The sequence below is a fragment of the Kitasatospora sp. NPDC001175 genome, assembly GCF_053598215.1.
This window is the reverse complement of sequence record NZ_JBSFJU010000023.1, coordinates 78214-91145: the sequence shown is the minus strand read 5'-3', so window position 1 is coordinate 91145 and position 12932 is coordinate 78214. Positions and strand designations below refer to the sequence as shown.

Annotated in this window: 7 protein-coding genes; 6 read left to right on the top strand and 1 reads right to left on the bottom strand. The window is 71.7% G+C overall.

Annotated elements, in window-relative coordinates; translation table 11 throughout:
• The first annotated feature begins 247 nt into the window (after positions 1 to 247).
• The 3 genes from ACWDAK_RS18790 (at position 248) to ACWDAK_RS18780 (ending at position 3732) form a co-directional block, all read left to right on the top strand.
• The gene (locus ACWDAK_RS18790) at positions 248 to 925 is read left to right on the top strand and encodes a PadR family transcriptional regulator (protein ID WP_344639024.1); all 678 of its coding nucleotides are present in this window, start codon (positions 248 to 250) and stop codon (positions 923 to 925) included.
• Positions 926 to 1068: 143 nt separating this feature from the next.
• On the top strand, positions 1069 to 2151 hold the full coding sequence (locus tag ACWDAK_RS18785) for an inositol-3-phosphate synthase (protein WP_344639023.1): 1083 nt from the start codon (positions 1069 to 1071) through the stop codon (positions 2149 to 2151).
• Between the two features lie 147 nt (positions 2152 to 2298).
• Complete coding sequence (locus ACWDAK_RS18780) at positions 2299 to 3732, top strand: MFS transporter (protein ID WP_425557778.1); 1434 nt, start codon at positions 2299 to 2301, stop codon at positions 3730 to 3732.
• Positions 3733 to 3750: 18 nt separating this feature from the next.
• On the opposite strand, the gene ACWDAK_RS18775 is transcribed toward ACWDAK_RS18780, so the two are convergent.
• Positions 3751 to 5172, bottom strand: coding sequence for a CCA tRNA nucleotidyltransferase (locus tag ACWDAK_RS18775; RefSeq protein ID WP_427393940.1), 1422 nt, complete (start codon positions 5170 to 5172; stop codon positions 3751 to 3753).
• Positions 5173 to 5571: 399 nt separating this feature from the next.
• Between ACWDAK_RS18775 and ACWDAK_RS18770 the strand changes: the two genes are divergently transcribed.
• From ACWDAK_RS18770 to ACWDAK_RS18760, 3 genes are all read left to right on the top strand, one after another.
• Positions 5572 to 8067 carry a DUF6049 family protein gene (locus ACWDAK_RS18770; protein ID WP_427393925.1) on the top strand — a complete coding sequence of 832 codons (2496 nt, stop codon included), beginning with the start codon at positions 5572 to 5574 and terminating at the stop codon, positions 8065 to 8067.
• 44 nt (positions 8068 to 8111) lie between these two features.
• Positions 8112 to 10520 (top strand): murein biosynthesis integral membrane protein MurJ, encoded by a 2409-nt coding sequence (gene murJ / locus ACWDAK_RS18765; RefSeq protein ID WP_427393924.1) that lies wholly within the window; start codon positions 8112 to 8114, stop codon positions 10518 to 10520.
• A gap of 203 nt (positions 10521 to 10723) precedes the next feature.
• Positions 10724 to 12889, top strand: a complete 2166-nt coding sequence (locus ACWDAK_RS18760; RefSeq protein WP_427393923.1) for a protein kinase family protein — start codon at positions 10724 to 10726, stop codon at positions 12887 to 12889.
• Positions 12890 to 12932 lie beyond the last annotated feature (43 nt).

Below are 12932 nucleotides of genomic sequence, written 5' to 3'. Positions count from 1 at the left end.
GCCGCAAAATGCCGCCAGATCATTACATGCCCGTTGCCAACGCGTCCTTCCTGAAGCTTGACCGGGGCCTTCCTGAAGGTTTTCTGAAGGCCATTCGGAATCCTGTGATCACGTTCACCCGTGCCCCCCTTGCCCGTTCCGTGACCCAGGTCTACTGTTCTCTCGATATATCGAGCCGATACATCGGACCGACACATCGATCCGGCACAACGGTCGGAGTGCAGCGCGGGAAGGGAGGCAGGACGGCATGAGCAGACGCTCCGGGGTGCTGGAGTTCGCCGTCCTGGGTCTGCTCCATGACGCCCCGATGCACGGCTACGAGCTGCGCAAGCGGCTCAACGTGCTGCTCGGGTCGTTCCGCGCCTTCTCCTACGGCACGCTCTACCCCTGCCTGAAGAGCCTGGTCGCCCAGGGTTTCCTGGTCGAGGACAACCCGGACGTCGAGTACGTCCCGGCGACCGCGCTCAACGGCAAGCGATCGAAGATCGTCTACCGGCTCTCCGCCGACGGCAAGCAGCGCTTCGAGGAGCTGCTGGCCGACTCGGGCCCGGACGCCTGGGAGGACGAGCACTTCGGTGTGCGCTTCGCGTTCTTCGGCCAGACCGACCGCGCGGTGCGCATGCGCGTACTGGAGGGGCGGCGCAGTCGGCTGGAGGAGCGGCTGGAGCGGATGCGCAGCTCGATCGCCCGTACCCGCGACCGGTTCGACGACTACACGCTGGAACTCCAGCGACACGGTCTCGAATCGGTAGAACGGGAGGTCCGCTGGCTCAACGAGCTGATCGAGACCGAGCGGGCCACCCGGACCGGGCGCACCGGTGCGGGAGATCCACGGACTTCGGACGGCCGTGGCCAGGAGGCCGGGTCCTCGGACCCGCCGAGGCCACCGCACGACCGCCCGGGGCGCTCCGACAGGGAGCGCTGACCGCCGATGCCCGGTGTCACAGCAGACCAGGGCGGACGGCAGGTGTGGGCGCAGCGTGCGCCCGTCATCCAGTCATACAGAGATGAAATACGAGAACCGTCGGTTTTCCGGCGGAACTCATGAGATCACAGGGAGCAACCGGAATGGGTTCGGTTCGCGTAGCCATCGTGGGCGTCGGTAACTGCGCCGCGTCGCTGGTGCAGGGTGTCGAGTACTACAAGGACGCCGACCCGGCCGGCAAGGTCCCCGGGCTGATGCACGTGCAGTTCGGCGACTACCACGTCCGTGACGTGGAGTTCGTCGCCGCGTTCGACGTCGACGCCAAGAAGGTCGGCTTCGACCTGGCCGACGCCATCGGCAACAGCGAGAACAACACCATCAAGATCTGCGACGTGCCGCCGACCGGTGTCACCGTCCAGCGCGGCCACACCCTCGACGGCCTCGGCAAGTACTACCTGGAGACCATCGAGGAGTCCGACGAGGCTCCGGTCGACGTCGTCCAGGTCCTGAAGGACGCCAAGGTCGACGTCCTGGTCTGCTACCTGCCGGTGGGCTCCGAGGCGGCCGCCAAGTTCTACGCCCAGTGCGCCATCGACGCCAAGGTCGCCTTCGTGAACGCCCTCCCGGTGTTCATCGCCGGCACCAAGGAGTGGGCGGACAAGTTCACCGAGGCCGGCGTCCCGATCGTCGGTGACGACATCAAGTCGCAGGTCGGCGCCACCATCACGCACCGCGTGATGGCGAAGCTCTTCGAGGACCGCGGTGTCATCCTCGAGCGCACCATGCAGCTGAACGTCGGCGGCAACATGGACTTCAAGAACATGCTCGAGCGCGAGCGCCTGGAGTCCAAGAAGATCTCCAAGACCCAGGCCGTCACCTCCCAGATCAAGGACCGTGACCTGGGCGCCAAGAACGTCCACATCGGCCCGTCCGACTACGTCGCCTGGCTGGACGACCGCAAGTGGGCCTACGTCCGCCTCGAGGGCCGCGCCTTCGGTGACGTCCCGCTGAACCTGGAGTACAAGCTCGAGGTCTGGGACTCCCCGAACTCCGCCGGTGTCATCATCGACGCGGTGCGTGCGGCGAAGATCGCCAAGGACCGCGGCATCGGCGGCCCGATCCTGTCGGCCTCCTCCTACTTCATGAAGTCCCCGCCGGTTCAGTACTTCGACGACGAGGCCCGCGAGAACGTCGAGAAGTTCATCCGCGGCGAGGTCGAGCGCTGAAACCCCGAGCGCTGAAACCCTGACCTCCTTTGAAGGGCCCCGGCTTTCCGGCCGGGGCCCTTCGGCCGTCTCCGGAGGCAGGTTTCACGTGAAACCGCGCCGAGGTTTCACGTGAAACCGGAGTGTCCGACGTGGCACTCTGGGCTGGTGGCTCTCACGGAGAACGGAAGCACCTCACTCGACCGCGCCCGTCTCTCGTCCCGAACCTCCCTGGGCGGGCTGCTCCGCGGCCGCGACTTCCGCCGCCTGCTGACCGCCCGGGTGCTCTCGCAGCTCTCCGACGGCGTGTTCCAGGTCTCCCTGGCCTCGTACGTGATCTTCTCCCCGGAGCGGCAGTCCAGCCCGGCCGACATCGCCTCGGTACTCGCGGTGCTACTGCTCCCGTTCTCGGTGATCGGCCCCTTCGCCGGGGTGATGCTGGACCGCTGGCGCCGGCGGCAGGTGCTCTACCTGGGCAACCTGGCCCGCTGCGGACTCGGGCTGATCACCGGCGCACTGCTGCTGGCCAGGGCGCCCGAGTGGCTGTTCCTCGCCGCCGCGCTGCTGGTGACCGCGCTCAACCGGTTCATCCTGGCCGGACTCTCGGCCGCCCTCCCCCGGGTGGTCGCCCCCGGGCAACTGGTCACCGCCAACTCGCTCTCGCCCACCGCGGGCACGATCGCCGCTGCCTGCGGCGGCGGCATCGGTTTCGCGGTCCACCAGATACTGCCGCCGGGCCCGCGGGCCGACGCCACCCTGGTGACCCTGGCCGCGCTGCTCTATCTGAGCGCCGCGCTGGCCGCCCGGCGGATCCCCCGCGGACTGCTCGGCCCCGACCCGCAACCGGACCGCCCGGCGCTGCACCGGGCCCTCGGCCTGGCGGCCAGCGAACTGGCCGACGGCGTGCGGCACCTGGTCCACGACTGCCGTCCGGCCGTGGGCGCGCTGGCCGTCGTCACGGTTTCCCGGTTCTGCTACGGGATCCTGGTGGTGACCGTGCTGATGCTCTCCCGGTACTCCTTCAACGATCCCGGCGACAGCGCCGCCGGGATGGCCACCCTCGGCACGGCGGTGGCCGCCTCGGCACTGGGCTTCTTCCTGGCCGCCCTGATCAGTCCCTGGTGCACCCGCCGGCTCGGGCTGGCCGGCTGGCTGACGACCTGCGCGGCCTCGGCGGCAGTCTTCGTGCCCGCGCTGGGACTGTGGTTCGCCGTCGGTCCGAGCATGGCGGCCGCCCTGCTGCTGGGCGTCATCACCCAGAGCATCAAGATCTGCGCCGACACGCTGGTGCAGGAGTCCGTCGAGGACGAGTTCCGCGGCCGGGTGTTCGCGCTCTACGACGTCCTCTTCAACGCGGCCTTCGTCGCCGCCGCCGGGGTGACCGCGCTGGTCCTGCCGCTGGACGGCCGCTCGGTGGCCGTCGTGGCCGGCACCGCCCTGGTCTACGCGCTCACCGCCGCGGGGTACGCCCGGGCCGCCAGGCGCGCACCCGTTCCGCCGCTGCCCCCGGCTCGTACCGGACCGGACGCCTCGACCGCCCCGGGCCCGGCGGCCGCCCGGCGGCCGGGATCTTCCGAACACCCCGGCCGCCGGACCACCTGACGATCTACTGGCGAAACGTCAGCCCTGTGCGGCCCACCACTCCTTGAGCGCCGCGACCGCGCTGTCGTGGTCCATCGGGCCGTGCTCCAGGCGCAGCTCCAACATGTGCTTGTAGGCCTTGCCGACCTGCGGGCCCGGCTTCAGCCCCAGGATCTCCATGATCTGGTTGCCGTCCAGGGCCGGGCGGATGGCGTCCAGCTCCTCCTTGGCCTTGAGCTGCACGATCCGCTCCTCCAGGGAGTCGTAGGTGCGTGACAGCGCGGCGGCCTTCTTCTTGTTGCGGGTGGTGCAGTCGGAGCGGGTCAGCTTGTGCAGGCGCTCGAGCAGCGGGCCGCCGTCGGTGACGTACCGGCGGACCGCGGAGTCCGTCCACTCCCCGCTGCCGTAGCCGTGGAAGCGCAGGTGCAGCTCGACCAGCCGGGCGACGTCCTCGGTCAGCTCCTTGGAGTACTTGAGCTCGCGCATCCGCCTGCGGGTCATCTTGGCGCCGACCAACTCGTGGTGGTGGAAGGACACCCGGCCGTCCGACTCGAAGCGGCGGGTACGCGGCTTGCCGATGTCGTGCAGCAGCGCGGCGAGCCGCAGCGTCAGGTCGGGGCCGTCGGTCTCCAGCGCGATGGCCTGCTCCAGGACGGTCAGCGAGTGCTCGTAGACGTCCTTGTGCCGGTGGTGCTCGTCGCGCTCCAGGCGCAGCGCGGGCAGCTCGGGCAGCACCTGGTCGGCCAGCCCGGTGTCGACCAGTAGCCGCAGGCCCTTGACCGGGTGATCGGACAGCAGCAGCTTGTTGAGCTCGCCCTGCACCCGCTCGGCGGAGACGATCGCGATCCGCTCGGCCATCGCGGTCATCGCCGCGACCACCTCGGGGGCCGGGGTGAAGTCCAGCTGGGCGGCGAAGCGGGCGGCCCGCATCATCCGCAGCGGGTCGTCGGAGAAGGACTCCTCGGGGGTCGCCGGGGTGCGCAGCACCCGGGCTTCCAGGTCCTCCAGGCCGTGGTGCGGGTCGACGAAGCCGCGCCCGGGAAGGTCCACGGCCATCGCGTTGACGGTGAAGTCCCGCCGGACCAGGTCCTCCTCGATGGTGTCGCCGTAGCTGACCTCGGGCTTGCGCGAGGAACGGTCGTAGGACTCCGAGCGGTACGTGGTGATCTCGATCTGGAAGGAGCCCGCCGGGGTGTCCTTGCGGGCGCCGACGGTGCCGAAGGCGATACCGACGTCCCAGACGGCGTCCGCCCAGCCGCGCACCAGCTTGAGCACCTGCTCGGGCCTGGCGTCCGTGGTGAAGTCCAGGTCGTTGCCGAGCCGGCCGAGCAGGGCGTCGCGCACCGAACCGCCGACCAGGGCCAGCCGGTGGCCGGCCGCCTGGAAGCGGCGGGCGATCTCGTCGGCCACCGGGGAGACCCGCAGCAGCTCCTGAAGGCCGAGGGTCTGGGCCTCGGTCAGTCCTGGGAGCGAGCCGGAGGCGGCGGTGCTGGAATGATTGGTGCTGGGCTCATTGGCAGTGGACACGGCTCACAAGGGTACGTGTCCGGCCCGGCCCGCCGCCTGTTGCTTTCCCGGCGGCCCCGCACACGGCCGGCTTTTCCCCCGCGCAGCCACCGGCCCGCAGCACTGGGCACGCGGCGGCGTCGTTACCATGCGGGGGGAACGGTACGGGCCACGGGCCCGCCCGGCGTGACGCGGGCGAGACCACGAGCCTGCCAGGGACCGGAGAGACCGGGTCCGAAACGGTCCGCGGCGGGAACCGTACGGCCATTTCTGCGGTACCTATTCATGCAGTGACAGCAGTGACTTTCCAGAACCACTGATCGCGACCGATCGAGAACGGCGAGGGCGAAGCGCGTGAGTGAGCCGGCACGGCACTCAGGGCTGAGGGCTTACGGAAGCGGCGGACGGACGGCCAAGCGCCTCGCCGCGCTGCTGGCGAGCGGGGCGGCCCTGCTGAGCACCGCACCGGCCGCGATCGCCGTCGCCGGGCGCCCCGCCCTCACCCCGACCGCGTCCTCCCCGGACTACCCGGCGAACGTGGCGATCGACACGGTCACCCCCACCGTGGTCGGGCAGAACGACGCCATCCTGGTCACCGGGCGTGTCACCAACTCCGGCGACTCCGCGCTGAAGAAGATCCATGCCGGTATCCGGGCCTCGCAGACCGGCCGGCCGCTGGGCACCAGGAGCGACATCGCGCGGGTCGCCGACCGCACCGAGCCCACCGGTCAGGACGGGGTCGACCTGGGCTCCCCGACCGCGGACATGGGCGACGTGCCCCCCGGCCAGACCCGCTCCTTCACGCTCCAGGTGAACCCCTCCGACCTGAAGATCTCCAAGGGCGGGGTGTACGAGCTCGCGGTGGACGCCTGGGGCGGCACCGCCGACCAGAGCCGGTCGCACGCACTGGGCATCGCCCGCACCTTCCTGCCGTACAACGCGGACCAGAGCGGCAAGCCCACCCAGATCGCCACCCTGTGGCCGCTGACCCACGCCCCCGAGCTGGTCGCGCAGACCATGCCCGACAGCGACCAGACGCCGGTGCTGCGCGACGACAACCTGGCCACCGAGCTGGCCGCCGGTGGACGGCTGTACAAGCTGGTCGACATCGGTGAGAAGCTGCCCGGTCTGACCTGGGTCGTCGACCCCGACCTGCTGGACACCGTGTACGCGATGACCAAGCCGTACCGGGTGCAGAAGCCGGGTACCGCGGGCGAGACGGCCAAGGAGGACAACACCGTCCCCGGCACCGGCCGGGCTGCCGCCACCGCCTGGCTGGCCAAGCTCCGTCAGGCCGTGACCACCGGCGGCGACGAGGTCGTCGCCCTCCCCTACGCCGACCCCGACATCGCCTCGATCGCCCACAACGGCGCACAGCTCGGCGGCATGGACACCACCCTGCGCAAGGCGGGCGCGGCCGGGCAGGTCACCGCGGAGGGGCGCCTGGCGACGGACATCCGGACCGATGTCGCCTGGCCCTACCAGGGCCGGCTGGACCGCCAGATCGTCGACGTCACCAAGACCGCCGGGGACAACCTCCTCCTGGTCGACGGCGACGACCTGTCCGACTCGCTCAACTACACCCCGAACGCTGCCCGCCAGATCGGCGACGGCCAGACCGCCGTGGTCGCCGACCACACCCTCTCGCAGCTGTTCGACACCGACCTGGCCACCGCCCAGGCCAGGACCTCGGCCACCCAGCGGTTCCTGGCCGAGACCATGACGATCACCCAGCAGCAGCCGGAGACCCAGCGCAACCTGCTGGTGATGCCGCCGCGCAACCTCACGGTGGGCACCGCCACCGCCCTCTCGGACGCGATCACCGCGGCCCAGAAGGGCAACTGGATCAGCCAGGTCAAGCTCAGCACGGTGGCCACCGCCACCCCCGACCCCGGTGCCAACACCAGCGTCCAGTCCCCCGGTGACTACCCGGGCAAGCTCCACGACTCCGAGCTGCCCGGCAGCGCGCTCGAGAAGACCATGGGCATGGAGGGCGGCCTCGACCAGCTGCTGACGATCTGCACCCAGCCGCAGCGGGTGCGCGGCCCGTTCAACGCCGCCATGGTCCGCTCGATGTCCACCGGGTGGCGTGACCGGCCCGACGACGGCCAGGCGTACCGCAACGGCGCCCAGGACTACCTCAACAACCTGGTCTCGGCGGTCAAGGTCCTGCCGAAGCGGGTCGTCACCCTGGCAGGCAACAACGGAACGCTGCTGGTCAGCGTCAAGAACGACCTCAACCAGGCCGTCGGCAACCTCCAGCTGCGACTGATCTCCGGCCAGGTGAACCGCCTCAACGTCGGCCCGCCGGAGAACGTGGTCCTGGAAGCCACCACCAGCCGGACCCTCCGCTTCCCGGCCGTGGCACAGGCCAACCGCACGGTGCAGATGACCGCGCAGCTGTGGACCACCGGGGCCGACCCGCAGCCGTACGGCCCGCCGATGACCTTCGAGGTCGATGTCAAGAACGTGACCTCGGGCGTGCTGTACGCGATCAGCGGCGGTGTGGTGCTGATCCTGCTCGGCGGGATCCGCTTCTACCTGCAGCGCAAGAAGCGGGCCGCCGAGGGCGGCACCGAGGGCGGCACCGAGGGTTCGGCCGAACCCGCTGACCCCACCGAGCCTGCCGACTCCGCCGAGGACGGTGCGGCGGCCACCGGCCGGGACGAGGAGACGGACGCGGACGCTCGGTCGGCCGGGGACACGGGTGCGGACGTCCAGCCGGCAGAAGCGGAGAAGGCCGCACAGCCGGCCGGAACGGCGGAGGCGGCCAAGGATGCCGACGCAAAGCCGGAGTCGACCGAAGATGCCCGGAATCGGGCCTCGGGTGATGAGAAGGTTGGTCCCTGACGGACGCCCACCCGGGCGACCACCCCGACCAGCGATGAGGTGGCATGAGCGAGCGGAGCGAGGCGCGAGCACAAGGCCAGGGCCGTAGCCAGGCGCACGACCGCGCCACCACTGCGCCGTCGGCGGGCTCTCCGGAGCCCGCCGACCGCGGTGATCGCCCGGACGCCGGTCAGAACACCTCGGACTGGTACCTGGCGGACACCTACGCCCAGGACCCGTACGCGGCCGACCCGTACCGCACCCCGGCCGACCCGGACCCGTACGGCGTCCGGCGTGCGACCGAGGAGACCCGGAAGGGCGAGGAGTCCGAGGCGACCGCCCCGCAGCTGCCGCCGCAGCCCACTCAGCGGCCCGAACCGAGCCTGACCGCGCCCGCCCCGCGCTGGGCCTCGGCCGCCCTCGACGAACTCCCGGACAGCACCGAGCCGGGCGCGCCGGAACCCGCCCGCCAGGGCTCCCCCTGGGACACCGAGACCACCGAGTACGTCGGCGTGGACGCGCTGCTGAGCGAGACGGGCGGCGGGAACGGCGGAAGGTCCGCCGAGGATCGGCCGTTCGTCCCGCCGATCGAGTTCGACCCGCCGCTCTCCGAGGCCGAGGCCGCGCTCCGGTCCGCCGCCGAGACACCGGCCGAGGACCCGGTCGAAGCCGGAACCGGAGCCGCCGCGGTCGCGGTCGAGGTGGCGGTGGCGAAGAAGCCCGGGCCGAAGACCGTCGAGGCGCCGCCCACCGCACCCGGAGGGGAACCGGCACCCGACCCCGCACCGGACGGCGATGGCGAGAGCGACGACGCGGGCGCGGGGGGCGGCGGGCGGACCGGCGGTCTGCTGAGCTCCAGCGCGGTCATGGCGGCCGGCACCCTGGTCTCCCGGGTCACCGGTTTCCTGCGCACCATGGTGATCGCCGCCGCGATCGGTGTCGGCACCATGGGCGACTCCTACAACGCCGCCAACACCCTGCCCACCCTGCTGTACATCCTGATCGGCGGCGGCGCGCTGAACGCCGTCTTCGTGCCGCAGCTGGTCCGCAGCATGAAGCAGGACGAGGACGGCGGCACCGCCTACGCCAACCGGCTGCTCACCCTGGTGATGACCGGGCTGGCCGGGGTCGCCTTCGCGGCCGTGCTGGGCGCCCCGCTGCTGGTCCAGCTGATCTCCCATTCGCTGATGCGCGACCAGGCCAGCGCCGACACCACGGTCGCCCTCGCCCGCTACTGCCTGCCCACCGTCTTCTTCATGGGCGTCCATGTGGTGATGGGTCAGATCCTCAACGCCCGCGGGCGGTTCGGCGCGATGATGTGGACCCCGGTCCTCAACAACATCGTGGTGATCTTCACCTTCGGGGCGTACATCTGGGTCTTCGGCACCTTCCAGCACAGCGAGGTCACCCCGGCGAGCGTCACCCCGGAGGGCGTCCGGCTGCTCGGCCTGGGCACCCTGCTCGGCCTCGCGGTCCAGGCGCTCTCGATGATCCCGTACCTGCGAGCCTCCGGCTTCCGCTTCAGGCCCCGCTTCGACTGGCGCGGCCACGGCCTCGGCAAGGCCGCGCGGCTGGCCAAGTGGACCTTCCTGTTCGTCCTCGCCAACCAGGCCGGCTACCTGGTGGTCACCCAGCTCGCCACCGCGGCCGGGCGCGCCGCCGAGGCCAGGGGCTACCTGGGCGCGGGCCTCGCCGCGTACTCCAACGCCCTGCTGATCTGGCAGCTGCCGATGGCGGTGATCACCGTCTCGGTGATGAGCGCCGTCCTCCCCCGGCTCTCCCGATCGGCCGCCGACCAGGACCCCGGCGCCGTTCGCGACGACCTCTCGTACGGGCTGCGCACCTCAGCGGTGGCCATCGTCCCCGCCGCCTTCCTCTTCCTCTCCCTCGGCCCGGTGATCGGCGGTGCCGTCTACGGTGTCGGCAACGGCGGCTCGGCCGCCGACGGCAGCACCGCGGTCGGCTACATGCTCTCCGCCTTCGCGCTCGGCCTGATCCCGTACTCCGTCCAGTACGTCCTGCTGCGCGGCTTCTACGCCTACGAGGACACCCGCACCCCGTTCTCCAACACCGTCTGGGTGGCCGCCTGCCAGGCCGGCACGGCGGTGCTCTGCTACCTTGTGCTGCCGGCCCAGCTGGCGGTCACCGGGATGGCATTCGGCTACGGCGCCTCCTACGCCGTCGGCGTGGCGGTGGCACTGCCCAGGCTCAGGTCCCGGACCGGCGGCCTGGACACCCCCCGGATCGCCAAGACCTACGTCCGGCTCGCCATCGCCAGCGTCCCCGCCTCCGTCGTCGGGTTCGCGATCAGCCTGCTGCTCCGCGGCGTGCTGGACGGCTGGCCGGGCAGCGTACTCACCCTCGTGGTGGCCGCCGCGGCACAGCTGACGGTGTTCACGGCGATGGCCAGGCGGATGCGGATCGAGGAGCTCAACGCGATGATCGGTATGGTGCGGAGCCGGATCGGACGCTGACCTGACGTCAACCGGTACGCCCGCCATCCGGCCCGAAGGGCCATCCGTTCACCGGCGGGCAACCACCGGGTCCCCTCAGCGGTCGTACCAGGGGAGGATGAGTGGGCACAATTGTCCTGGCACCACTCAGCCCCCGACGGGCCGGGCCGGCGGCCGGATTTCCGGGACGTTAACCGGGCGATACAAGGGGAGGCAGGACCACGGTGGCTGATGGCACCAAGGCGGTCGTCGACACGTCCGTCGCGGACGAGGCGGCGCTGGCCATGGCACTCGGCGACATTCCGAGCGACACATCGGGCGAGCAGCCGGGAGGCGACCTGGACGGCACCGCCAAGGGCACCGGGGACACCAAGGGGTCCGAGGCCGGCCGGCCCGCGAAGAACGGCCAGGCCGCCAGGAGCGACGGCCCCGCCGGGGCCGGCACCGGATCCGGCCGGACGGAGCCCGCCAAGAGCACCGGGGTCGGCGAGTCCGCCGCGCCGCTGTCCTCCGCCGAGATCGCCGCCGAGCTCGCAGCCGGTGCCGCCGCGCTCGCCGCCGCCGCGAAGGAGACGGCCGACGAGATCAACGAGGCCGCCGCATCGGCGGCGAAGGGGTCCGCCAAGCCCGCCGCCGCATCGGCGGCAAAGGGGTCCGCCAAGCCCGCCGCCGCATCGGCGGCGAAGGGGTCCGCCAAGCCCGCCGCCGCGTCCACCCCGAAGCCCGGCGGCACGCCCTCCCCCGCCGCCAGCGCCCAATCCACCGCCACCCCGGCCGCAGGCGGCACCGGTCAGCTCCCCGCCGCCCTCCCCGCCCCGCTCCGGCACAGCGGCGACAAGATCGCCGGCCGCTACCGGCTGGAGGAGTGCATCGGCCAGTCCGAGAGCTTCAGCAGCTGGCGCGCGGTCGACGAGAAGCTCCGCCGCGCGGTCGGCGTCCACCTGCTCGCCGCCGGGCACCAGCGGGCCAAGGCCGTGCTCGCCGCCGCCAAGTCCGCCGCCCTGCTCGGCGACCCGCGCTTCGTCCAGGTCCTGGACGCGGTGCAGGAGGGCGAGCTGGTCTACGTCATCCGCGAGTGGCTGCCCGACGCCACCGATCTGGCCAAGCTGCTCGCCGCCGGACCGATGGAGCCGTACGACGCGTACCAGATGGTCCGCCAGGTCACCGACGCCATCACCGCCGCCCACCGGCGCGGCCAGGCCCACCTGCGGCTCACCCCGCGCTGCGTGCTGCGCACCGAGAGCGGCCAGTACCGGATCAACGGCATCGCCGTGGACGCCGCCCTGCGCGGCCTGACCAGCGAGGACGCCGAGCGCACCGACACCCGCGCCATCGGCGTCCTGCTGTACGCCGCGCTGACCCACCGCTGGCCCTTCCCGGAGGACCGGTACGACCTCCAGGGGCTGCCCAAGAGCCTCGGCTGCGTACCGCCGGACCAGGTCAAGGCCGGCGTCCACAAGGGCCTGGCCGAGCTGGCCACCCGAGCGCTGTGCGAGCCGCTGCCGCACAACCTGGAGCCGATCACCAGCCCGGAGGAGCTGGCCAAGGCGATCGCGCTGATGCCCAGGATCCGTCAGCCCGAGCCGCCCGCCCCACCGGCCTTCACCCCGCGCTACGGCAACCCGCGCCCGGCGCAGCCGCAGAACCGCCCCGGCCGGCCGGACGGCGGGCAGCCGAACAACGCCCGGCCGCTGGACACCGAACGGATCCCGCCGCGTCCGGCCCGCCAGCGCCGCGGGCTGCGCACCTTCGCCAAGTGGACCGCCTCCCTGGTCGCGCTGGCCGCCATCGGCACCGGCTCCTGGCAGCTGGTGAGCACCCTGCACCACCAGACGGACCGCGGCACCGTCGCGGCCGGCACCTCGCCCAGCAGCGCTCCGAGCAACTCCGCAGGCGGCTCCACGGCGTCCGCCGGCGCCGACGACGGCGGCAAGCCGATCCGGATCACGGGCGTCACGTCGTTCAACCCGTACGGCGACCCGGAGCACACGCCGGAGCTTCCCAAGGCCATCGACGGCGACCCGTCCACTTCCTGGCCGACATCCGGCTACTTCGACAACGTCGGCGGCGCCTACAAGCCGGGCACCGGCCTGATGGTCGACCTCGGCTCCGCGCAGCGGGTCACCTCGGTCCACGTCCAGTTCGTGGGCAGCACCAAGGTCGAGCTGCGAGCCGCGCCCAAGGACACCTCCACCGCGCCGACCGTCGCCAAGGACACGCTCAACTCCGTCTTCGGCCAGCCCGTGGACTCGGGCCAGGGCGTGTCGGTCGACCTGAAGCCGCAGAAGCCACTGACCACGCGGTACCTCTTGATCTGGCTGACCAGCCTCCCCCAGGATACGGATGGCCGGTATCAGGGCCGGATCGCCGAGGTCCAGGTCAGCGGCTGAGCTGCCACGGGAGCCCGTCCCGATGAAGCCGCCGGACCAGAGG